The 23290-nt window shown below is 43.0% G+C and carries 22 protein-coding genes and 3 tRNA genes; 7 read left to right on the top strand and 18 right to left on the bottom strand.

Features of this window, described 5'->3' with window-relative positions; translation table 11 throughout:
- From BMY75_RS12065 to BMY75_RS12045, 4 genes are all read left to right on the top strand, one after another.
- Nucleotides 1–1881: a hypothetical protein gene (locus BMY75_RS12065; RefSeq protein WP_074834122.1), complete on the top strand. Its 1881-nt coding sequence runs from the start codon at nucleotides 1–3 to the stop codon at nucleotides 1879–1881.
- 258 nt (nucleotides 1882–2139) lie between these two features.
- On the top strand, nucleotides 2140–3024 hold the full coding sequence (locus BMY75_RS12055) for a zonular occludens toxin domain-containing protein (RefSeq protein ID WP_074834120.1): 885 nt from the start codon (nucleotides 2140–2142) through the stop codon (nucleotides 3022–3024).
- A 106-nt stretch (nucleotides 3025–3130) separates the two neighbouring features.
- Nucleotides 3131–4210 carry a rolling circle replication-associated protein gene (locus BMY75_RS12050; protein ID WP_074834119.1) on the top strand — a complete coding sequence of 360 codons (1080 nt, stop codon included), beginning with the start codon at nucleotides 3131–3133 and terminating at the stop codon, nucleotides 4208–4210.
- Entirely contained in the window at nucleotides 4207–5100 is an 894-nt protein-coding gene (locus BMY75_RS12045; RefSeq protein WP_074834118.1) for a tyrosine-type recombinase/integrase, read from the top strand. The genes BMY75_RS12050 and BMY75_RS12045 overlap by 4 nt, the downstream gene beginning before the upstream one ends.
- Nucleotides 5101–5337: 237 nt before the next feature.
- On the opposite strand, the gene BMY75_RS12035 is transcribed toward BMY75_RS12045, so the two are convergent.
- Nucleotides 5338–5520: an antitoxin gene (locus tag BMY75_RS12035; RefSeq protein ID WP_074834116.1), complete on the bottom strand. Its 183-nt coding sequence runs from the start codon at nucleotides 5518–5520 to the stop codon at nucleotides 5338–5340.
- A gap of 178 nt (nucleotides 5521–5698) precedes the next feature.
- Here BMY75_RS12035 and BMY75_RS17705 point away from each other — a divergent pair, with 178 nt between their 5' ends.
- A complete protein-coding gene (locus BMY75_RS17705; protein ID WP_139199810.1) occupies nucleotides 5699–5941 on the top strand; it encodes a hypothetical protein in 243 nt (80 codons plus the stop codon).
- 13 nt (nucleotides 5942–5954) lie between these two features.
- Nucleotides 5955–6212 (top strand): hypothetical protein, encoded by a 258-nt coding sequence (locus tag BMY75_RS12030; RefSeq protein WP_074834115.1) that lies wholly within the window; start codon nucleotides 5955–5957, stop codon nucleotides 6210–6212.
- A gap of 39 nt (nucleotides 6213–6251) precedes the next feature.
- Here BMY75_RS12030 and BMY75_RS12025 read toward each other — a convergent pair.
- From BMY75_RS12025 to BMY75_RS12005, 5 genes are all read right to left on the bottom strand, one after another.
- Nucleotides 6252–6327: transfer RNA gene (locus BMY75_RS12025), tRNA-Pro, on the bottom strand.
- 28 nt (nucleotides 6328–6355) lie between these two features.
- Nucleotides 6356–6429: transfer RNA gene (locus tag BMY75_RS12020), tRNA-Pro, on the bottom strand.
- Between the two features lie 42 nt (nucleotides 6430–6471).
- Nucleotides 6472–6547, bottom strand: a tRNA-Pro gene (locus BMY75_RS12015).
- Between the two features lie 152 nt (nucleotides 6548–6699).
- Nucleotides 6700–8232 carry an asparagine synthetase B family protein gene (locus tag BMY75_RS12010; protein WP_074834114.1) on the bottom strand — a complete coding sequence of 511 codons (1533 nt, stop codon included), beginning with the start codon at nucleotides 8230–8232 and terminating at the stop codon, nucleotides 6700–6702.
- Nucleotides 8233–8377: 145 nt separating this feature from the next.
- The gene (locus tag BMY75_RS12005) at nucleotides 8378–9103 is read right to left on the bottom strand and encodes a leucine-rich repeat domain-containing protein (protein WP_074834113.1); all 726 of its coding nucleotides are present in this window, start codon (nucleotides 9101–9103) and stop codon (nucleotides 8378–8380) included.
- A gap of 609 nt (nucleotides 9104–9712) precedes the next feature.
- On the opposite strand from BMY75_RS12005, the gene BMY75_RS12000 reads away from it, so the two are divergent.
- Nucleotides 9713–10495 (top strand): helix-turn-helix transcriptional regulator, encoded by a 783-nt coding sequence (locus BMY75_RS12000; protein ID WP_074834112.1) that lies wholly within the window; start codon nucleotides 9713–9715, stop codon nucleotides 10493–10495.
- A gap of 80 nt (nucleotides 10496–10575) precedes the next feature.
- On the opposite strand, the gene BMY75_RS11995 is transcribed toward BMY75_RS12000, so the two are convergent.
- The 12 genes from BMY75_RS11995 to BMY75_RS11940 form a co-directional block, all read right to left on the bottom strand.
- A complete protein-coding gene (locus BMY75_RS11995) occupies nucleotides 10576–11787 on the bottom strand; it encodes a glycoside hydrolase family 25 protein (protein ID WP_074834111.1) in 1212 nt (403 codons plus the stop codon).
- On the bottom strand, nucleotides 11777–12199 hold the full coding sequence (locus BMY75_RS11990) for an RrF2 family transcriptional regulator (protein ID WP_074834110.1): 423 nt from the start codon (nucleotides 12197–12199) through the stop codon (nucleotides 11777–11779). Before BMY75_RS11990 ends, BMY75_RS11995 begins: the two co-directional genes overlap by 11 nt.
- 11 nt (nucleotides 12200–12210) lie before the next feature.
- Nucleotides 12211–13311 (bottom strand): RNA polymerase sigma factor RpoD, encoded by a 1101-nt coding sequence (gene rpoD, locus BMY75_RS11985; RefSeq protein ID WP_074834109.1) that lies wholly within the window; start codon nucleotides 13309–13311, stop codon nucleotides 12211–12213.
- Between the two features lie 42 nt (nucleotides 13312–13353).
- Nucleotides 13354–15150, bottom strand: coding sequence for a DNA primase (dnaG, locus tag BMY75_RS11980; RefSeq protein WP_074834108.1), 1797 nt, complete (start codon nucleotides 15148–15150; stop codon nucleotides 13354–13356).
- 41 nt (nucleotides 15151–15191) lie between these two features.
- On the bottom strand, nucleotides 15192–16208 hold the full coding sequence (locus tag BMY75_RS11975; protein ID WP_074834107.1) for a deoxyguanosinetriphosphate triphosphohydrolase: 1017 nt from the start codon (nucleotides 16206–16208) through the stop codon (nucleotides 15192–15194).
- 140 nt (nucleotides 16209–16348) lie between these two features.
- Nucleotides 16349–16981 carry a YigZ family protein gene (locus BMY75_RS11970; protein ID WP_074834106.1) on the bottom strand — a complete coding sequence of 211 codons (633 nt, stop codon included), beginning with the start codon at nucleotides 16979–16981 and terminating at the stop codon, nucleotides 16349–16351.
- Entirely contained in the window at nucleotides 16978–17256 is a 279-nt protein-coding gene (locus BMY75_RS18260) for a hypothetical protein (RefSeq protein WP_155267799.1), read from the bottom strand. The genes BMY75_RS11970 and BMY75_RS18260 overlap by 4 nt, the downstream gene beginning before the upstream one ends.
- A 369-nt stretch (nucleotides 17257–17625) precedes the next feature.
- Complete coding sequence (gene rpmE, locus BMY75_RS11960) at nucleotides 17626–17826, bottom strand: 50S ribosomal protein L31 (protein ID WP_074834104.1); 201 nt, start codon at nucleotides 17824–17826, stop codon at nucleotides 17626–17628.
- A 158-nt stretch (nucleotides 17827–17984) separates the two neighbouring features.
- Nucleotides 17985–19184 carry an HD-GYP domain-containing protein gene (locus tag BMY75_RS11955; RefSeq protein WP_081350541.1) on the bottom strand — a complete coding sequence of 400 codons (1200 nt, stop codon included), beginning with the start codon at nucleotides 19182–19184 and terminating at the stop codon, nucleotides 17985–17987.
- 490 nt (nucleotides 19185–19674) lie between these two features.
- Nucleotides 19675–21672: a carbohydrate-binding domain-containing protein gene (locus BMY75_RS11950; protein WP_170844292.1), complete on the bottom strand. Its 1998-nt coding sequence runs from the start codon at nucleotides 21670–21672 to the stop codon at nucleotides 19675–19677.
- Nucleotides 21673–21790: 118 nt separating this feature from the next.
- Nucleotides 21791–22489: a DUF4956 domain-containing protein gene (locus BMY75_RS11945; RefSeq protein WP_242940232.1), complete on the bottom strand. Its 699-nt coding sequence runs from the start codon at nucleotides 22487–22489 to the stop codon at nucleotides 21791–21793.
- Nucleotides 22482–23246, bottom strand: a complete 765-nt coding sequence (locus tag BMY75_RS11940; protein WP_074834101.1) for a polyphosphate polymerase domain-containing protein — start codon at nucleotides 23244–23246, stop codon at nucleotides 22482–22484. Before BMY75_RS11940 ends, BMY75_RS11945 begins: the two co-directional genes overlap by 8 nt.
- Nucleotides 23247–23290: the final 44 nt, after the last annotated feature.

Raw genomic sequence — 23290 nt, 5'->3', positions numbered from 1 at the left:
ATGAAAAAGATATTTTGTTTCTTATTTTTATGTTTCTTTTCCTCTTTTGCTTTTTATATATCTGCTTTTGCTCTTGATGTTCCTGCTGAATCTTTTTCTTTAGTTGGTGCAGATTATAATGCGGGAGAGGATTATTGTAATTCTTTTTCTTCTATCGGTGGTTCTGTACCGTCTGGTTATTCTTTAGCTTGTATTGTTGTTGAACCTCATGATTTTTCAAATGGTCATACTCGTGCACGATATTTTTATCTTCCCTCTTCTTGTACTCAACTTACTTTTTATACTGATTCCTCTGGTCGTGTTGTTCTTTCTAAATCTCCTAATTCTTCAAGTTTTTATGAGGTAGTTAACCGTTTTGATTTTGATTCTCAACAATTTAATGTTTCTTCTGGTGGTGGCTATGTTTCTTCTTTTTCTTCTCCTGATGCTAACTGGCTTTTTATTTCATATCTTCAAGTTTTAGACGAAAACGGTAATGTTTTTATTCCGGATGCTCTTCCACAATTTCATTTAAATCTTCTTTCTATTTCAGATCAACTTCATTATAATGTTTCTAATGTTTCCTCTGATATCGGTTCTATTGATTATTATCTATTTCCATCTTCTTTTCCTGCTTCTGGTGGTGCTGTTAGGAATATAATTACTTCCCCTGTTGCAATATCTGAAATTCCTGCTTCTGTTTATTATGAAATTGAAAATGATGGATTTGCATCTGTTATTGATACTGCTTTTGATGTTTATAATTCTGTGCATGGTCTTATGCCTGCAGTTACATTTTACTCCCATAGTTCGGTATCACGTTTAAATCGTATATTTGATGTTTCTTCCTATTCTCTTCCTTATGTCAAGTTAGGTACATATAATATTAATGGTCATTTCGGTGTTTCTGGTGGTGGTCAATATCTTGATTTGAATAAGATTGCTAATAATAGTTCTGGTGTTTATGCCTATGATAATCTTTGTATTATTGCTGTTGGTCATAAGAATGAGCGTGATTTTATTGCTCGTGTAGATTTTAATGTATCTTCTTTGCGGAATTCATCTGTTGTTCCTCCGAATGATGTTATTGATTCCAATACTTATCAAGGCGGTACAATTACTGACTTGCAGGAGCTTGCTAATTATTTAAAATACCTTTTTGAAAACTCAGATCATAATTTGTCTGTTGAGTTTCATAACTTTACTGCTTATATCCAGCATATTCCTTGGAAAAGCATGATTGAAGAGGGTATTTATTATGGATTCTCCGATGTTATTCCACGTTTACAAGACCTTGTTTTTGATACTGATTTCGATTTACCCTCTTTGATGAATGAGCTTGCACCCCTTTTGCAGAATAATCAGCTTTCTTTACCTGATTTAACTGGTGCTTTAGCTCCTTATTTCAATGGTCTTGATATTACTCCTACTGGTAATTTTGCAGGGCTTTTAGGTAATATGAATAATAACTTTCAATTGCATTTAGATTCCCTTTTTGATGATATAAATAATTCTGTTACTGACTTATCTACTGATTTACATGATTCTGTTACCGATTTGTCTACGGAGATAAATAATAATACTACTGAAATTTTTGTTCCTGATCTCGATGATATGAATGATAGGCTTGAACTATCTGGTACACTTCTCTCTAATAAATTCAAGTTTGTTGATGATGTAAAGGATAATTTAGAAGATGTTCGCGATACTATTGCAAATTCTTCTGAATCTCCCCCGGATTGGCATTTTACTGTTTTTGGTGTTCGTCTTTTTCTTGTTGATTGGTCTGTTTATGAACCATATCGAGGAACTGTAAAGAATATCTTTGTTTGTATCGCGTATATCCTTTTATTCAAGCATATTTACAAGACTATTCCCTTGAACGGTGGTGATGATTCATGATTTTTAATAAGATTCTTGATTTTACCTTAGATGCCTTTGACCGTCTTATAACATATATCCCCTCTGTGGATATACCTGATAGAGATTTTACTATGTTATATGACGGTCTTCATACTCTTTGTGCTAATGTTGGTTATGTTCTTCCGATAGCAGCACTAATTAATTGTTTCAATGTCTGGCTTGCTTATACTTCATTTCGTATTGGTGTCTATTTTTATCGCAAGCGTATAAATATTAGATCGTAAAGGAGATTTTATTATGAATTCAATGTTTCTTACTTTTTTAAAAATGATTATATCGTTAATGATACTTGCTATTAAATGGATAATTATCCTGCTTATTCCGTTTCTTTTCATGTGTGCTGTGTTCTTTTGTTATTATCGTGCTCGCGGGAAAAAACTTCCCAAAAAAGAACATGAAAGCACCTTTAAACAGCGTCCTATGATTTTGCGTTTGTTCTGGGATTTTCCTAAAAGGTTTATAAAAGATGTTTACGAAAAAGACCCCGATCAGTTTCCTATTGATGGTCTGCACCTTTTCGCAGGAGAACAGGGGTCAGGTAAAAGTATTGCAAGCGTTGAATTCTGTTTGCGTATGAAAAAAATGTACCCTAACTGCCGTCTTCGTTCTAATATAAATCTTAGCTTCCAAGATGAAAAACTTGAAAGTTGGGAACAGATTGTATTTGATGATAATGACAAATACGGTGATGTTGCTTATATTGACGAGGTGCAAAACTGGTTCAATTCTGCGGATAGTAAAAATTTTCCGCCTGAAATGATTCAGGAGATTTGTCAGTTAAGAAAACAGAAAAAATGTATTATTGGCACTTCTCAGGTCTTCGCTAGGGTCGCTAAACCTATAAGAGAACAGGTGCGTGTACTTTATAAGCCTATGACGGTTCTCGGTTGTTTGACTATTGTTAGAGCATATAAACCGCTTGTCAAGCAGGACGGCACTATTGAAAAGCTTCGCCATCTTAAAACTTATTTCTTCGTACATACTCAGGAGCTTCGAGATGCTTATGATACCTATGAAAAAGTTCAAAGGCTTGCTCTTACAGGTTTCAAGCCCATGCAGGAGCGTTTGTTAGATATGGGAGCTAATGTTATAGATAATAAGAAGAATCCCGCCGAAAAGTGACCCACGCACACCCGCGCTTTGCGCGGGTGCGGGGGGCACTTCGGCGGGGGTGGCTATTACTTGATATTAGCCACATAAAACAATCACTTTGTCAGGGGGTGGAAAAATGCAAGCAAGCAAAAGGGTAAAAACCACTTTAAATAATCTTAAAAATATACGTGGTTCTCCCTCTGCTGTTTTTAAAAATACCAAGATAAAACATTATCGTGACGGCTGTTTCACTCTCTGTCGATGTAGCCACCGCATATTTAAGTCTTCTAACTGGGAATGTCATGATACTGTCAATACTTCTACGATTGAAAATAACGCTATCTGGGAACTTCTACAAAAGGAATTTATCGAAAATATTATTACACTTCGTTCTGACGATGGTTTACCGCTCCGCTTCTGGGACGTTTCTAAGGATAACCGCTTTCATGTAAAGCGGTTGAAGTATGGTGATATTCGGTCAGATTCCCTTAAACGTGCTAAGGATTCAATATTTGATATCGTATATGAAAATGATTGGTCTTGGTTTGTTACATTCACATTCAATAATGATGATGTTGACCGTTTTTCCTCTGTTGATGTTATGAAAAAACTTCGGGTCTGGCTCGATAATGCTGTACGTAGGAAAAATCTTTCTTATGTCTTAGTCCCTGAGCTACATAAAAAAGGTGGTATTCATTGTCATGCTCTTTTCAATGATTGTGATTTGAAATTCTTGGATAGCGGGACCCGCTGTGTAAAGGGATTTGATAAGCCTGTCAAGCTATCAACTATCCGTGAAAAAAATATGCTTTTTCGGTCTGGTCTTTCCGAAGATGATTTAAAAGTTGTTTATAACATTAAGGATTGGAAATATGGTTTTTCTACTGCAATTAAAACTTATGGTGACCCTGCTAATTTAGCCTTTTATGTCACTAAATATCTTACTAAAGATGTAAAAAAGATATTTGGTCGTTTTTACTGGCACTCTCACAATATACGTACAAAACCTGAGATTGAATACTTGGATACTGATTTTGAATTAAAATCTCCTGTTGTTTCTGTTTCTGGTGTCAATAGATCATATCAATATTTATCCTCGTTTACGTTCGGCAATAATGGAAATTTTACGGAGCATGAAAAAACTCAAAAGCAAATTGATGAATGTAGAGAAGCTGAACGAAAATTTAATGAACTTTGTAAGGAGTTGGGCTTGTGATTTTTTCTAAATGGTGGAATTATTATTTTAATGCTTATGTGGACGGTATTATAACACATGATAAAGCCGTTGATTATAAGACTATAATCAATAATTGTTTTTCAGATCTCTTTGATTCTGAGCTTGATTGTATTCGTCCTGTTGATGTTCAATTGTGTTTGAAGTCTACTAAGCAGTACTGTGTTACTCGTCAGCGTGATGCTTTTTTTCTCATACGTCGTGTTTTCACAGAAGCTGTTAAGAATGGATTTCTTTCTGATAATCCTGTTAATTGTCTTCGGTGTCCTAAGAAGATTAAAAAAGATGCAGAGTTTTTTAATCCAGATCATATAGAGCATCTTTTTGAAGAAAATAGCCGTGTATCTCGTATGTTTGAATTTGACCTTTGGTCTGGTCTTCGCCGTGGTGAGCTTCTCGCTTTGCGTTGGGAGAATGTGGACTTGGATAATGCTTTTATTCGAGTATGTCAGACACTTGTACATACTGCTGACGGTGATAAGATAGTTAATACAACAAAGTCCCGCTGTGACCGTGTTGTACCGCTTCATGCTCATGCTGTTGATATTTTGCGCTCTGTAAAGCTCCTCGATAGCTCTGACGGCTTTGTTTTTACTTTGGCGGGTATGGATACCCCTTTTAGTCTTCGAGCCTATAACGGTGCTTTCCGTAGGTTCTATGATAGGCGTGTAAAGTTCTATCCGGATATTCCTTACCTTAGTCCTCATAAGCTTCGGCATACATATGCAACTTTTCTTTTACAGTCTGGTGCAGATATTGACGTTGTTCGTGCTATCCTCGGTCACTCTGATATTGCTACAACTCAGCGTTATATACATAGTAATTATAATTCAATGCGCAGCGCTGTTATAAATCTAAAGTTTTCATACTGAAAAGAGGTTTATCATGATCTATTATCTTTTTGCTATCATTATTATTTTGATTACTGTTTTTGTTGAGCTTCCTGTTTTAGATTATCTCGATGACTTACGCAAAGCAGGTCTTTCAAAACAAACTTATCATAAGTGTATTTTTATTACTATCTTGTCTTTTGCACTTCTTGCTATATTGCTTTTTTTTATCTTCTCGGGTGTTGTATTCTGTTTGAATACTAAATAAAAAAAGCGGGATTATTCTCCCGCTTTTTCCATGTCCTCGGCTATGAGTTTGTTAATGTATGCGTTAAGGCTTAGTCCTTGGCTTTCGGCATATGCTTTTATTTTATCCTTTTCGCCTTTTTTTACAATTACTCTTAGCTGATCATATGCTTTTGCATTCCATGCGTTTTTAGTTGCTGTACTTGCTTTTCCCATGTTATCACCTGCCTTTATTATATTTTATCATATTCACGTATGTTGTACAAGTATCAAAATAAATAAAAATACTTGTACAAGTTTATCTATTATGTCAATTGAAATAGTTGTACAAGTATGATATAATATATACAGAGATAAGGGAAAGCCCCTTATAAAATGAAAGTGAGGTAATTTTATGAAACTTAATATTTATTCATGGTCTATTATGAATTATTATCGTCTTTATCGTCGTGCTTTGCATAGTCGTTCTATGTATGCTTGCCGTCGTGCTATTGAAAAGTTAAATGAGTTGATTGGTGTTATTTCTTGCTCTGCTTCTCTTACTGTTGATGAACGTATGAAATATATCTATTATATTAATGAGCTTAATGATAAAGCTTTTGACTTGTTTATTGAACTTTGTAATTCTAATGATTAAGGGGGGTGATTCTATGACAAGTATTGAAGCAAAAAAAATCATTTCTCACGCTATGGAGTTGTCTTTCGGCTTTGCTCCTGCTCATAGTAAAATCGTCCTGTCTTATTTCTCAGATGATGAAGATAATAACGGTTCTCTTCAGATTGATATTGACTTTAGAATTTGCGACACTGAGTATGGTCTGATTTATCATCGTGGAGAATATCAGCTTACACGTAAGGACTTTTACGGCTACGGTCATGATTTGATTATGACTTTTCTCAATGAATAACAAAAAGATAGACCGCCCAAAAATGGACGGTCTTTTTTATGGTCGGAGTGACGGGACTTGAACCCACGGCCTCTACCACCCCAAGGTAGCGCGCTACCACCTGCGCCACACCCCGACTAATCGTTTATATTAAATTAGTTGAATCGAGGTGACGTGATTTGAACACGCGACTTCTACGTCCCGAACGTAGCGCTCTACCAAACTGAGCCACACCTCGATATAACAAGACCGCCCAAAATGAGCGGTCTGTTCTTTAGTCTGGTCGGAGTGACGGGACTTGAACCCACGGCCTCTACCACCCCAAGGTAGCGCGCTACCACCTGCGCCACACCCCGACGACTTAATTATTATAGCATATCAGTGTCGATTTGTCAAGAACTTTTTTCAGATTTTTTTGAAAAATTCTCGCAAGCTGAAACTGCGTGATTTCCGATAAAAACGCACAAACGGAGTGTTTTGTAACACTCCGTTTGCAAACTATTTACAATTATCTTTTTACGAAATATTCCTCATACCATACAAGGAATGTGTATATCGTCCATATCTTACGCCAGTTATCGGAGTTTCCACCGACATAATCAGCATAGATAGCATTGATCTCATCGAGATCAAAGAACTTTGCTGCCATATCGCTGTTGAACTTCGCTCTGACATCTGCATTATAGCGCTCGTCAGCGAGCCAGAAGCGGATAGGAACGACGAAGCCCAGCTTCTTGCGGAATGCTATCTCAGCGGGCAGTACCTTTGCTGCTGCGGTACGGAATGCCACCTTGTTCTGCTCCTCGTTTACCTTGAAGCGTGAGGGCATACGTGATGCGATATCGAATACTCTCCTGTCGGTCAGTGGCATTCTTATCTCCAGACCTGCGGCTTCGCTCATCTTGTCAACGTTGAGGTAGATGTCGCCCTCCAGCCATATCTGTATATCCACATCGGACATTTTTGTCAGCGGGTCAAGACCCTCGGTCTCATCATAGATATACTTGACCAGGTCTATTGGCAGATAGTTAGGGTCATAGTGCTTGAGTATGCGCTGCTTCTCATCTTCCTTCATGATGTTGGTATTGCCAACATAGAAGGTCTTTAGGTTATCGCCGTAACGCTCGGCGTTGCGGTACATATTGTATCCGCCGAAGAATTCGTCAGCACCCTCACCGGAATAACAGAGCTTTGTATGCTCGGCGGTAGCTTTGCAGGCGATGGCGAACACGATAGCGGAAGCATCACCAAGGGGCTGCTCCATATTATACATAACGTAGGGTACGATATCGAAATACTGCTCGGGAGTGATCTTGCAGCGGTTGTTCTTTCTGCCAAGGATATCAGCGGTCTGCTTTGCAAGTCCGCTCTCGTCAAAACGCTCTTCGTCGTAACCGCAGGAATCTGTCACCTGAGCATCGGACATAGCCAGCACGTAGGAAGAATCAACGCCGCCGGAAAGGAAGCTCTCAGCAGTCTCCCCATCTTCCTTGACCTCGGGGAAGATGTTCTGTATGGTGGTATGTATCTCGTCAGCCCAGTCTTCGAGAGACTTGCTCTCATCGGGGTGAAACTCGGGATGCCAGTAACGTGTAATGGAAGTCTTTCCGTTTTTGTGGACAAGATAATGTCCGGGCATCAGCTTCTTCACGCCCTTGAAGAAAGTGTCCTCACCTGCTACATAGGTCAGGGTCATGTATATCTGGAGCATTTTCTCATTGAGCTCCTTAACGAAGCCCTCCTGCTCCATTATGCGTCGAATAGTTGTACCGTAGAGCAGTCTGCCGTCAGCTGTTTCATAATAGTAAAAGGGCTTTGTGCCGAAATGGTCACGGACGCAGAAGATCTCGCCGTCGTTCTCAACAGCAAAAGCGAACATACCGTAGAGATGGTCTGCCACAGCAGTGCCCCACTTATCAAAAGCCTTTACCACGATAGCCTTTTCTCTGTCAGCACGGGGAAGACTGCTGTCAATCCCCAGCTCTTCGCAAAGCCGACGCCAGTTGCGTATATGACCTCTGTATTCTTTTAATTCTATCATTGATTACACCTCTCAAAATTAATATATACTTATATATTATACCACGCTCAGCCGATAAATGCAAGTGCGGGTAAAAAAATTCAGCAAAAAGACACTTCCGTCCAAAAGCAGAAGTGTCTGTATAAACATTATTTGGCTGCAAGTGTCATTTTCTTGAATCAATAACAAACTTGTGGCAGTAGTGTCTGATGAAGTGATCCATATTCTCGTTGAACATTCTTTTCAGGGTATCGTTGGAATACTGAGAACAGCTATCCTCGTCGATGAGCCATATCTTGTAGGCTTCGTTTGAAGCATGAATGGAAGCCACCCTGTAATCATACTCATCATCGGTGAGTTCTTTGGGTCTGGAGCCATCCAGTGCAAGCTTATTTACCTTATCACCGACAATGCCTGTTCCCATCAGATGATGTGCCATTTTCTGAGCAGTAAACTCAGCATCACCGCTAGTCTCGGATTCGATTATCGCACGCTCAAAAAAGCTGTCCTTATCTTCCAGCATCTGATACGCATACACAGCATATCTCTTTTTTCCTGCAAGCACAGAAGTATCGGTAAAAGCGTGCTCACCTATTTCCCTTACGCTATCCGGTATAGGCATGGGCTCCATTTTTTTATTGCTGAAAAAAGCGGTAGCACCGATAGATCTTACTGTATCAGGGATATTTACTGTCCTTAGATGACGGCAGCAGCCGAAAGCATAGTCACCGATCACCTGCAGACCATCGGGCAGTTTGATATGTCTGAGAGTGCTGCAGCCGCCGAAAGCAGCTTCACCTATCTCAACAACGCCATCGGGAACCACTATATCAGAAACGCCTTCTTCTTCAATATAGCCAACAAGCACGCCATTTTCTATCTCAAATGCCATATTATTTTCCTCCGTATTATGTCACCAAATAACTGAGTATTGCTTTATTATTCTTCAATTTTCATTGATTAACCCGACATTATCATATATAGATATTATACAATATCAATAGTTGATTGTCAATGGATTTAAAAACATTTTAACAATCTAAACATAAAATAAAATCTGCTAATGTGTACGATAACAATTTGATATATGCTATACTTTGACAAACAGCAAGCTTATCATTTTCACTGTTTTTTAGGGGCGACATTTCGAGTGCAGAAAACCAATTGCATTAATATCATCTGAATTTCAGAGCAATTCAGATCTGTAAGTGTGCCATTTCCACGGAAAATTATCAATAAAAATGATAATTACCACTTAACATATTCTATAACGCCATTCGCTAACCTATTGAATATTTTTCGTTTAACAGTGTACACATACATATTACGAAAACGTTTTTGAAAGACGAAAATATGTCATTAAATATTCAGTTTGTTCCCAATTTTCGTTATTCATCTTGAATTTTCAGGCTTTCATCACCTTGCGAAACTTGAAAATTATCAGTTTGTATGTTATACTAACATTATAACAGATTAAACCTTGACCTAAAAGGAGCAATATATGAGCATTAAGATTTGGGGAGCTTTCAACGATCGCACAGAGCATGAAAGCTTTCATATAAATATACCCGGCGAGCCCTGCTATATGCTGGTGCATTTTCATGACCCCGTGGAGCTTCTGCTGAACGGTAACACCATCATTACCGAGCCTCACGCCTGCGTGATATTCCCACCCGACAAGCCTGTGGACTACAAATCTTTGCAGGGGGGATTTACCAATGATTATGTTAAATTCACGTACGATGACGAAAGGCTTCTGGAAAACAGCGAACTGCCAATAAACAAAGTATTCTACATTGAACCCAGCTGGAAGTTCATCGAGAGTATTTCACGCATCACATGGTGGCTCACCGATGTTATGATAGACCACAGCCGCGAGATGGCTGATGCTCTGCGATGTGTGATAGACGAACTGTATATTAACCGTGTAGATATAAGCCCGAAAGCAAAGCGGGATAATCTGACTGTCCAGCGTTTGCGGCAGATAAGGGCAGAGGTAAGTTCTGCGCCAGGGGAATGGTCGGTGGAGCGTATGGCGGAGGCTTTTTTCATGACCCGCAGTCATTTCAGCGTGCTTTATAAAAAGCAGTTCGGGGTATCTCCCGGAGAGGATATACAGCGGATAACCATGGATCTGGCGGCATCACTGCTGAAAGAAAGCCAAATGAGCGTGGAGGAGATAGGGCATAAATGCGGTTACAGCAGCAGTGAGAATTTCATAAGGAGTTTCAAGAAAATTTTTGGGATCACCCCGCTGAGGTATAGGCATGAAGCGAAGGAATGAACGTAATCTCACGTAAAACGCCAAAGGGGAGAGCTTTTGATCAAGCTCTCCTCTTTGGCAGTATATGCGAAATTTTGATTTTATTCCGTATCTTCGATTTCGACTTCTTCCTCTTCATCTTCATCTGCGTCCTCGATGGTCAGTTTATAGTAGTCGTCTTCTCCGCCGTTCAAAACAACCATTTCCAGAAAATTATGATTCTCATAGAAGCTGAATTTTACACGGCTGCTGTATCCCCAAAGATCTGCTCGAACGTCTTTGGGAACCTTTTTATATTCACTGACGTACCATATGGGGCAGTCATCAAAAAGCTTCGCACTTGCTATTTTTTCGTAGAAATCGGAATCGCACTTTATTATCGGAGTGCAACCGTATTCCTCTTGTATTTTGTCAACAAAAGCACGAAGTCTATCGGCTACCTTCTCTTCATCTGACGGGAGTACCGAGTAGAATACACTTAGGTCACAATCAACGACAGGACGCAGTCTTCCGCCCATGCCGCCGCATACTTCAATGAAATGGTCTGCCTGTTCCTCGCCGTCCCGCATTGGGTCGAAGACGTGTATCATACCCGTGGGCAGACCTGACTGACCCGAACCCTCTTTATTCTGCTCGAAGAGCTTATCCTCGAAAGAAACGCCCTTGGTGGCACGGATATAGCATATCTGGATATTCTGCTGTGCAAAGCGTTTCCACTGTACCTCACCAGCTTTTTCGGTGATGACGGGTCCTCTTATGGGATAGTCACGCTTTCTGGGTTCGTTGAACCACAGATGTCCCGTGAAAAAAAGAAGTCCGATGTCAACTGCTATGACTGTAAAGCAGAGGACTATAACGCCAATTATCAGTTTTCTCAGCCAGTGCTTTTTTTTCTTCTTTTTGGGAGGCTGTTCTTCTTCGCCCTCGGGTATTTCTCCTTCGGTAAATTCAGCGAATTCGTTGTCGGGGATATCGTCGAAATCATCAAGATCGTCGGGATAATCCTCGGGGATATCTTCGTACTCGTCCTGAACATCTTCGTATCCGTCCTGAATGTCCTCGTATTCGTCGTAAGGATAGTCGTACTCTTCGCTATCACCTGCGTACCTATCGGGATGATCATCATACTCCTCAAAGTCATTGTTATACTCATGGTAGTTACTGAAGATATTATTTGGCACCACAGTGCGTGGTCGGATATAATTTGAATAATCATCGGGGACATCCATGTATTCCCTGTCAATTTCAGCTCTCGCCTCATCACTGAGACGAAAGCTGTTTTTGGGCTTATCATTATCAGGTCTATTTTCCATCAGAAACCTCATACTTGCTGTTAAGCTCTGCAAAATTATGGCTTTCAAGCTTCTCGGATACTAAAGCGGTGATATCGGCAAAGGCATCCTGAAATGGGCATCTTCCCGATGCACCTCTGTTACACTCTGAATCAGGCTGTAGACATCTTGAAAAGCAGTATGTACCCTCGATAGCCTCTATCACCATTTTCAGCGTGATATCCTTTGGTTCCATTGCGATAACATATCCGCCCTGAGTGCCTTTGAAGGACTTCACTATCCCTGCCGACACCAGTTTGCGCAGTATTTTCAGCGAGAATCTCAGGGTAACACAGGTCTGTTCGGAAATAGTTTTTGCATCGAGCCTGCTCTCTGATCTGCACAGCAGGGACGTTATCCTTACTGCGTAATCAGTTTCGAGAGTTATGTACATCTCGCCCTCCCTTAGTCAAGATAATCTCTGACCTTGTTGCTTCTGTTGGGGTGACGGAGCTTACGCAGTGCCTTTGCTTCGATCTGGCGGATACGCTCTCTGGTTACTTTGAATTCCTGACCAACTTCTTCCAGAGTTCTGGATCTGCCGTCCTGGAGACCGAATCTCAGTCTGAGCACCTTTTCTTCACGCTCGGTAAGAGTGGAGAGAACCTGATCTATCTGCTCTTTCAGCAATACCAGAGAAGCAGCCTCTGCGGGAGCGGGAGCGTCATCATCGGGGATAAAGTCGCCGAGGTGGGAATCTTCCTCCTCACCGATAGGAGTTTCAAGGGAAACGGGATCCTGAGCGATTCTCATGATCTCACGTACTCTTTCAACGCTCATATCAAGCTCTTCAGCTATCTCCTCGGGTGACGGATCGTGACCGTTCTTGTGCAGGAGCTGAGAAGAAACTTTCTTTACCTTGGTGATGGTCTCAACCATATGAACAGGGATACGGATAGTTCTTGCCTGATCTGCGATGGCTCTTGTGATAGCCTGTCTTATCCACCATGTAGCGTAGGTCGAGAACTTGAAGCCCTTTTTGTAGTCGAACTTTTCAACTGCCTTGATAAGACCCATGTTGCCTTCCTGAATGAGGTCAAGGAAGCTCATGCCTCTGCCCACATATCTCTTGGCGATGGATACGACCAGACGCAGGTTAGCTTCTGCAAGACGCTTTCTTGCCTTGGTAGCTTCCCTGTCGTTATCACCTGACATCATTTCAGCCAGCTGTATCTCTTCCTCGGAAGTCAGCAGTGGAACTCTGCCTATCTCCTTGAGGTATATCTTAACGGGATCATCAATGGCGATACCGTCGGTTGAAAGGGCGATATCAACATCGTCCTGCTCCAGCTCGTCATCGGGATTTACAAAATCAAGAGTATCGTCAACAACAACGTCGTCGATGATCTCGATATTAAGGCTGTTGCAGGTATCATAGAAATTATCCATCTGCTCAACATCGAAGTTCAGCTTTTCCAGTGCGTCGGTTATTTCCTTGGTGGTCAGCTTGCCTGTCTGCTTGCCGTGTTCCATCAGGTTTTCCATTATCTTGCTCTTATCAGTCATGTTCAACTCTCCTTATTTAGGTGACCTTTATTTTCTGCTGCGTCAGCATTTTTTTCTGCGCAGTTCCTCCATCATTTTCAAGTAGTCCTCGCTGGTCTTCTCTTCCTGCGCCGGCGGAGCATTTCTCTTATTATACGCCTTTATGGAAGAAATATACTGCTCAGCGACTTCCCTGTTGACATTCAGCTTCGCGTACTTTGCGAAAGACCGTCTGACCCTGTTTTGTTCCTCCTCCGAAAGCTGTTCGCAGATAACGTCCAGCGATATGATATCGCCTACGGAAAGTCTGCCCGAGATATCAACAAAAAGCTTTCTGTTGAATTCATCTGTGAACTCTTCGGGTGATATGCGCTGACCTATCTCCTGTGCAGCATCGCTGTTGCAGCATATGTAGTAGATAAGTCCACGTTCGCAGTAGACTGCTTTATTCGCAGCCGTTTCTTCATCGGCTAGGATGGTCTGTCTTACTTCTTCACGCTGTTTTGAACGCTTTTCGGAATCCATCAGGCGCATCTTTATATCATCTACCGCCGCTCTTATAACATCAAAAGAAACATTGTACTGCTCCGACAGCTGTCTTTCCATGGTATCTCTTGCGGTGCTGTCGGGTTCGCCCGCTATGGACGTATAAGCCATTTTCAGAAAACGTATCTTATCGTCCCTTTTATCAAGATCAAGTCCCCGCGAATAGTACCCTAATTCAAAATCAAAGCCGTCAGCGGCATTATTTATCAGATATCTGAAATGGTCTTCGCCGAACTTGTTTATATACTCATCGGGGTCTTTAGCACCCTCCATATGGATAACGCTGCTGCCCAGACCTCCGCTTCTCAGCATACCCACCGCTCTCAGGGCGGCTTTCTGTCCAGGGTCATCGGCATCGTAGCAGATAACAACCTTATCGGCATAATTCTTCATCGCCTTGACCTGTTCGGGAGTAAGCGCTGTACCACAGGATGCCACCGCATTGGTGAATCCGTGTTGATACAGGGATATTACATCGAGATTGCCCTCGCAGAGAAGCAATTCTCTGGTTTTTACAGACACGTCTTTCGCGTAATTCAAAGAGAAAACGAAACGCGCCTTTGAATAGCCGTCAAGCTTTTTCTCGTCATTCGTCCTGCGGAATTCTTCGGAAGTGGTATCGCCTGTGTTAAGGTACTTTCTTTTATCGTCCCCCAACGTTCTTCCGCCGAAGCCGACTATATTTCCCGCAACATCTATAAACGGGAACATCGCCCTGTCCATGAAAAAATCGTAGGTTCTTCCCGAAGTCTGTGAACGTCCCAGAAGTGATGCGGAAACAAGTTCATCCTCGCTGTACCCGCAGCCCAGCATATAGGACTTAAGCGCAGTAAAACTTTTGGGTGCAAATCCCATGCCGTACTTTTTTATAACATCGGCTGAGAGTTTTCTGGTGTGTACCAGGTAATTCAGGCACCTGAGACCGTCCTGAGTTTTCAGCTGGTCACGGAAAAATCTTGCCGCGCATTTGTTCATCTCGTATATGCGCATCCTGCGCTTATAGCTTTTATCATCGCTGCCATTCCATGTGGGGACTGTCATTCCCGCACGCTGGGCAAGGTAGTTGATGGCATCCATGAAACCAAGGTTTCTGTACTTTCTGACAAAGCTGACAACATCTCCGCTGACACCGCATCCGAAGCAGTGGAAAAATCCCTGTGAGGGAACCACACTGCACGAAGCTGTGCTGTCATCATGAAAGGGACATTTACACATATATCCCCGTCCAGAAGTTTTCAGCTCGATGCCATTTTCACGCATGACCTCATTGATGGGGTTCTCATATTTCAGCTTTTCAAGAAATTCCTGATCCAAAAAAATGACTCCCCCTCTCCTGTGCGGCTTAAACTTTTGCTTTACTTTATCATCCACGCCGCCGGGATGAAAAGTTCCTTGAAAGTTTCTACCGCGAAAACATCGGTCATACCCGATATGTAATCGCAGACCGCCATATCGATGCCGTAGTGATAGGCAAGGTTCATATACATGGCAGGAAGTCTTTCAAGATGGTCTGTATAATACTTGTATAAATATGCTATCATATCCTGCGCCTTGCGTTCCTCGGATTTGCAGACGGGATTTGTATAAACACTGTCGAACATGAATCGGTGCAGTGCTTTATATGCTGTTTCGACCTCAGGGGTCATTTTCAGCGAATCCTCGTCACCAGCTTCACCGCTAAGTCCGCACTCGATGAGGGAACTTACGAGGGTGGTTATGCGCGAGGATTTATCGTGACCCAGCACAGAGGTTATCTTCGAGGGGATATCCTCTTCCCTGAGGATACCCGCCCTGATGGAATCGTCGATATCGTGGTTGATATAGGCAATAACATCGGCAAAGCGCACGGCATAGCCTTCGTAGGTCTTGGCGACGCTGTTGGTATGCTTCAGTATGCCGTCCCTGACCTCATGGGTGAGGTTAAGACCCTCGCCGCCCCGTTCAAGTTTATCCACCACTCTGAGACTTTGCTCGTAATGATGAAAGCCGCAGGGGCTGAGTTCGTTCAGCATACGTTCACCCGCATGCCCGAATGGCGTATGACCCAGATCGTGACCCAGCGCTATTGCTTCAGTGAGATCCTCATTCAGCCTGAGTGCGCGGGCTATTGTGCCTGCTATCTGGCTGACTTCAAGGGTATGGGTCAGTCGGGTACGGTAATGATCTCCCGCAGGAGAAAGGAACACCTGGGTTTTGTGTTTCAGCCTTCTGAAAGAATTGCAGTGAAGAATCCTGTCCCTGTCGCGCCTGTATTCGGAGCGTATGGGGCATTTATCCTCATTTCTTTCTCTTCCTGCGGAACTATCCGAGAAAGCGGCTTTTTCACAAAGGATACTATGTTCAAACTGTTCCCACTGTTCTCTTGGCAGCATATCATCACCTCCGCCTATTTTCGCCGTTTACTAGAATATACTTCATTTACTCAAAAAATACCTTTATTTTTTTGAAGCATTCAAATCGATTTGTAGGATATCACAAATTAACAATACAAATCGATCGCATAATATACAAATCAACGGTTATTTTCGGAGAAATCCGCCCACAAGCCATCCTGTATCTCATATTTCAGCTGACCGTTTGAGATATCCGTCAGCTTTTTGGCTAAAGGGTCGGTCAGCTCGGACTTCACAAGCAGTTCCATATTGACTGTATCGGAGAAATCCTCGCTTTTGGTGATGGCTTCAAAATCGGGCAGGATATATTTTATCTTGCCGTAGAGGTTATAATCGCAGGAAAATGAGATCATTGAACACTCGTACATATTCAGGATATCAGCTTCGGTTATCGCCAGTGAACAAGCCTGAGAATACGCCCTTACCAAGCCGTTTGCACCAAGCAGTATCCCGCCGAAATACCTTGTTACCACAACGCATACATCGGTAAGACCCGCCTTGTTTATCACATCGAGCACGGGTACTCCCCCTGTGCCTTGGGGTTCACCGTCATCGGAATACCGCGAAACATTACCCTCACGCACAACATAAGCATATACGTTATGCCTTGCCTTGCGGTTTTCAGCCTTTATCTTCTCGATAAACTCAACTGCCTGTTCAGCTGTTTTTACGGGGGCTATCTGTCCTATAAAATCGCTTTTTTTCTCGGTATAAGTGCCTGTGGCACAACCGTAGACCGTTTTGTAGTTCATACACTGTCCTCTTTCGATGATGTATCGGTACTTTCTTCGTATTCCTGTTTCAGCCTTGAAAAATAGTTCTCCCACTTGGCTTTGTGGATATCTGCATCGGGCAGGCTGTCAAGTGCGTTGCTTTGTTCGATCTCATTTATGGCGCACATATCTAACGCATTCAGATCAGTGATCTCTGAATCCAGATAAAATAACACATAAGGCACATTTGGATATATTATCATCTCACTGCCGTCTTTTTGATATATCCATGCGATATAGCTGTTTTTAGACATATCAATGAAACGGATATCCTGCGGCAGTGCTTCCTTTGGTTTGTTATAGTTTAAATGGTAAAGGGACACATATCTGAATTCATCTTTGCGTATATCGAGATGGCTATGATCAGGATCATCTCTGCTTTTTATGATCTCAACTTTATATTTGTCACCAGCCGAGTTTACAAATTCACCTTTATAATCTGTAATATACGGAGAATCACTATATCGAATCCACAGTATAGCTATTTCCAATATGGTTATAACAATCACCGATACCAAAATAACCGAAGATTCTTTATTTAACGGTAAGCATTTTTTCATTGTCTACCATCCTTGTATATACAAAAAAGAGCGGAAAATTTCCGCTCTTTAACTTCTTGATAATTAGTCGAGGTTGAATCTCTTCTTGAATCTGTCAACACGTCCGCCGCTGTCAACCAGCTTCTGCTTACCGGTGAAGAAAGGGTGGCACTTGGAGCAGATCTCGACCTTGATGTTCTCCTTGGTGGATCTGGTCTTTATAACGTTGCCGCAAGCACAAGTAATTGTAGTCTCGACATAGTTAGGGTGAATACCTTCTCTCATCAGAACTTACCTCCTTCCAAACTAAAAATTATGGCTCATAGAAGCCCATCATCCTTAGTTCAGACAGTAGTTCTATGCAGCATTCATTATTACGTCCCATTCAGACTAAAATATTATACCATCATCAGGCGGGTTTGTCAACGTCTTTAACAGTTTTTTTACAATTGATCATCCTCCACCGTATCCTTATCGGCATAGCGCTCTCTTGCTTCCTCGATCTTATCGTAGGCAGACTTGAAAGCTTCGACGACATCTTCATCGAACTGAGTGCCGGAGTTTTTAACTATCTCGTTATAAGCGTCTTTGGGATCCCAAGCCTTTTTATAGCTTCGGCGGCTAGTGAGAGCATCGTAAACGTCGGCTACTGCGACTATACGGCTCTCGGGTGCGATCGCGTGACCCTCTTTGCCAAGGGGATAGCCGTTGCCATCGGCACGCTCGTGATGTTCGAGAGCTATGGTCTTGGAAAGCTGCATAATATCGCCTTCAACACGGCTGAGGAGCGCTGCTCCGTAGGTGGTATGGGTCTTTATAGTTGCGAATTCTTCGTCATTCAGTCTGCCGGGCTTATCCAGTATCTCAGAGGGCACTATCAGCTTGCCGATATCGTGCATTGTTGAGGCAAGACCGATAAGCTGTACCCTGTCGGCATCCAATCCCATCTCGCAGGCTATTATCTTTGAATACTCAGCCACGCGCCTGATATGCTGACCCGTCTGACCCGATTTGTTCTCGGTAATTTCCGCAAAGGACACGATTATCTCTTCCTGAATTCGGTTGGTCTCGTTGGCTTTCTTTTGCAGATAAGTGCCGTATTCAAACAACACGGCGAAAAGCCTGAGTATCATGAACATCAGAATGGTGACCACGGGATTGCCCGATAATACGAAAAGTAATGTCAGGTAGGAATACTTTTTCATCATTCTGCCTGTTTCCTGTGTAAAAGGCTGACCCTGACTCACAACAGCTTTTACAAGCTTCTGATAAAAGCTGAGTATCATCACCACGAGACCCGAATACAGGGAATATAAGAAGTATCCGATACCTGAAATGTAGTATTCATCAAGCTCATCGAAAGCTACGGTCAGATCAAAGGCGTTGAAATCGTAATCCTTGATGTAGATGCTTTCTGCAAATCCTTTTGGAAGTTTATCATAGATAAGCGAACCTGCCGCACAAAGAAAGCTCAGCACCGCCGAGATCAGGAAGCCGATTATCAGCACGGTCATAACTTTTGAAAACCGTCCGCCGATCTTTTCTATGTGGGCTATCATGCCCTTTAACTCGTTCTCTTCCACGCAAAGACCACCACCTTTTGAACAACCATCACCACCAAAAGAAGCGCGGTTAATTTTCATTATGTATATTTTATTTTAACATACCATGAAGTAAATGTCAATTATGTGCTTTGACGAAATATTATGCTAAAATAGGGTGTATTTGCTGAGGAGTGGTTATTTTACAGATGTTTATATTGACCGGACGAGAATGATTTTGCTTGTAATAGATTGTTGGTATTGGCGGATATTTGCTACGGTCTTGAGTTTGCGAATTTTTGTCCCTCGTTCCTCGGGTCGAGTCATTGGATTCGCTATCGCAGTCCGATGACAGGCGCGGCAATAATTTACAGACACAGTTAGAGCGTATGCAATAGTTTTGCATACGCTCTAAATTTTGTTATTGCCGCGCCATATTGGGGCGGGAGTTTGCTTTTCTATTTACAGCACTCTTGCCACGTCGCTTTTGTGCCTTGACCGAAGGGCTCTGCCCTTCGAGCTTCCCGCAAGCTTTTCGCGAAAAGCTTGACCAAAAGCTCTCTTCCTTGACATATTCCGCCAGATTGCAATTTTATGTTTCAGAAGCCTTATTATCTTCACCGCGCTTGAATTTTCCGCCGTTCATATTACCGGGTTTGCCCATGCCGCCGAAGCCACCTTTGCTATTGGAAGTGATAACGCTTTCAAGGGTTATCTCCTCACTCTCGCCGCCTGCGGATACTGTATAAGACTCACCCTGTTTCAGGTCGGGAGAGGAGAATATCACGCCCTGCCATGTTTTGGGATTGGTGAAACTCAGCACAACATTTCCGTTCTTATCGGTGACGGTGAATTCGGTATCAGCTGAGAAACTTTGTGTGAAATCGTGGAGAACTGCGCACTGCGTGGTGCCATCTTCGTCAAACATTTCTTCCATACCTACAGCGCCCGATGCGATAATCGTACCGCCTGTGATGGTAGCTTCGCCGTTATGATCGACAGAGCCGTTTGCACCGTTTTCGGTACCGCTGACGTATATGGTGCCGCCCTCGATGATGAGGTCGCCGTTGGAATCAAGACCGTCGCCTGCTGAGTTGACATTCAGTGTGCCGCCGCTGATTTTCAGGAAAACTCCTTCCTGTGCCGCGAACATATCCATGCCCTTGCGGTCGGATGAACCCGTATCACTTCCGCCTGCGCAGTTGATGCCATCGTCCGATGCGGTAACACTTACATCGCCGCCTGAGATGGTAACTGTCATGCCCTCGATACCCTCATAGCTCTTGGAGATATCCACTGTTCCGCCACTTATAACAAGGTCGCCGGCGACATGGATACCGTCGTCACCCGAGCTTGCGGACAAGCTGCCGCCGCTGATATTTGCTGAACCGTCACAGTGCAGGCTGTCGTCTGCGGAATCTATGGTGATATTTCCGCCGTCGATTATGATATTTCCGCCTGATTTAAGAGCTTTTGCCGAGGTGGTTTCGGTCTGCTCGGTATCGGTGGGCTTTTCAGCCGAAGTATCAGTGTTTTTCTTATCCGAGTTATAGTCGTCTGGCTTATCGGGTGGAGTGAAATCGCCCTTATCCAAATCACCCATATCAGGTGGTGTAAAATCACTCTTGTCAAAGTCACCCATATCCGGAGGAGTGAAATCACCGTTGCCGCCGAAATCCTGTTTCCAGTCGCCGTTGGGGAATCCATCGGACTTCATGGAAGCATTAGCACTTCCGCCGCCTGTGGTGATGTTTATGTCACCGCCGCTTATCTGGAGTTCCTTCGCCGCAGAAAGGCCATCACCGCCTGCATTTATTGTGAATGTGCCGCCTGATATGCTAACAATGCCCTTCCCTTCCTCTTCGTCATTGGTGGACTTCACTGCATCAGTGCCAGAGGTCAGATCAAAAGTGCCCGCACTTATCTTAACGCTGTCCTTACCCGAAAGTGCAGATGAAACCGCGTTAACCGTGACATTTCCGCCTGTTACTACAAGATCATCCTTTGAAACGATGCCATGCTTATAGTTGCCTGCGACATTAAGCGTACCGTCGCCGTTTATGGTGAGGTCGCACTTTGCAAATACAGCCGCATCGGTGTTTTCGCCATCAGCGAGGGAATATTCTTTTCCGTCGGTGAGCTTGTTCTCGGTGCCGTTTTCAAGCAGAAGGTAGACTTTATCTGCGGATTTTGCGGTGATAACAGCGTTGTCGGTGCAGGTGAGATCGAGACCGTTGAGCACCAGCTTGACTTTCGACTTTTTATCAGCTTCTATGACAATTCTGCCGTTTGCACAGCTGCCGCTGAGACGGTATGTGCCCTCGGCGGTGATGTTAAGGACAGTGCCCTCTGCTGAAATGCCGCTGCCGTTTACTTCGATGCCGCTGTCAGAGAAAACTGCATCGATAGCATCGTTTTCTTCGTATCCGACTTCTATATCATCAGCCGAGATACCCGCATCTGCCGCTGTTACAACAACTGAATTATCAGCTTTTGAGGAAGAGCCCTTTCCCTTTCCCTTTCCAGTATCTGCACAACCTGACATTGCAAGGATCATCAATGCCGCCGCTACAGCAGCAGCTCTTTTCATCGCACTAATTCTCATCGCAGATTGCCTCATTGTTAAATAATTAAATTTTATAACATTATAATTTTCTTTTTTTACTCACCCGAAAAAAACGCTTTCGGGCGAGTAAAAATCCTAATTATCAAAGTCTGTCAGCGTTTGCCATTTTTCTTGAGCAGAGTATCTCAAGATTGCCATTGCGAACACGGAGCTCGTCAATAAATGCTTTTTCGCTTACGCCCTTTTTGAGTGTTACATTGTATTTCAGCTTGAAAAGGCTGCCCATATTGGTGGTCTTTACCTGATCGAGAGTAGCATTTGTTGTGAACTTTCTGAAAATGTCGTCAAAAACATCGCTGTAGTCAAGGCTTTCGGGGATAGTGATGGTCAGCTCCTTTTCGCTGGTGTCATTTTCGATGAAAGGTATATACAGATAAGCAATGTTCAGCGCACATACGATCAGTGTGAGAATGACTGCAAGTTTCAGACTATTGGTGCCTGTTGCGAGACCTACTGCCATCGCCAGGAATATCGCCAGGATATCTTTGGCATTTCCCTGCATGGAACGGAACCTTACCAGGCTGAATGCGCCTGCAACGGCAACGCCTGTACCGAGATTTCCGTTTACCAGCATAATAACGACCTGTACTATCACGGGCAGAAGTGCCAGCGTTGTCAGAAAATTCTTTGACTTATTCTGCTTGTAGCAGAAAGCAAATGCTATAACAGCACCTATTAACAGTGACACAAGGGTGCACACTGCAAATGTCCCGTTGGATATGGTCGTATTTCCGACAGATGATGTAAGATCCGCCGCATTCAAGTTTAATTCATTAAGCACAATCGTTCACCTTACCTTTTAGATTTTCGCAGTTAAGTCTGAGATATTTTTCCTGATCCTGGGCTTCGCTAAAAACACGCTTGTAAGCCTCACCGTATTTTGAGAAGCTGCCGGGATAGATCTTCATATCATCAAGAAGACGGCTCAGCCACAGCGGCATAGCACCCGGGATCTTTATCTCCATTATTCTTGTATGAGGGTCGAGAAGTTTATCACCCCATACACCTTTTTCAAGCCTCACCTCATCCTCACGGTAGGTGATATTGCCGTCAAAAGTGATTCGCAGATCAGGATTATCGACCCCTGCAAACGCTATCCTGTCGTAGCTCAGATACATCGCAGGTGCGATATCGCGATAGTATTTCAGGAAATACTCTATCTCCTTCTCTATCTGCGGGTTTTTGCCAGGGTTCACGCCGAAGTTCACGAATTCGTAGGAATCTATCAGGGACATATCAACGCGCCTCTTATAGACCACGCCTTTGTACTTCTTCTTCAGCTCAACAAAGACCTTGGAGTCCTTGTCGGGAACGCCGTAGCTCCTGATACGCAGCTTTTCCTTGTAGACGGGCTTCTCCATAGAAGTCCTGATAAGCTGATGGTCGGGAGTATCGTAATATATGTTGCATATAGTCGTAAGCCCGTAGTTGTCGGCAGCTGCTCTGCCTGTCATAGCACGCACAAGCTCTTCCTGCTGTTCATCGGTAACTATGTACTTCTTTTCGACTCTCTTGAAAATTTCCTGTATAGCGCCCATATATCATCACTTTCCTTTCCGTTTCTTTTCTCTTACCTTAATCC

This window comes from Hominimerdicola alba (assembly GCF_900109655.1).
GTDB lineage: Bacteria > Bacillota > Clostridia > Oscillospirales > Ruminococcaceae > Hominimerdicola > Hominimerdicola alba_B.
The sequence above is the reverse complement of the archived record's forward strand: the minus strand, read 5'-3'. Positions and strand labels throughout refer to the sequence as shown.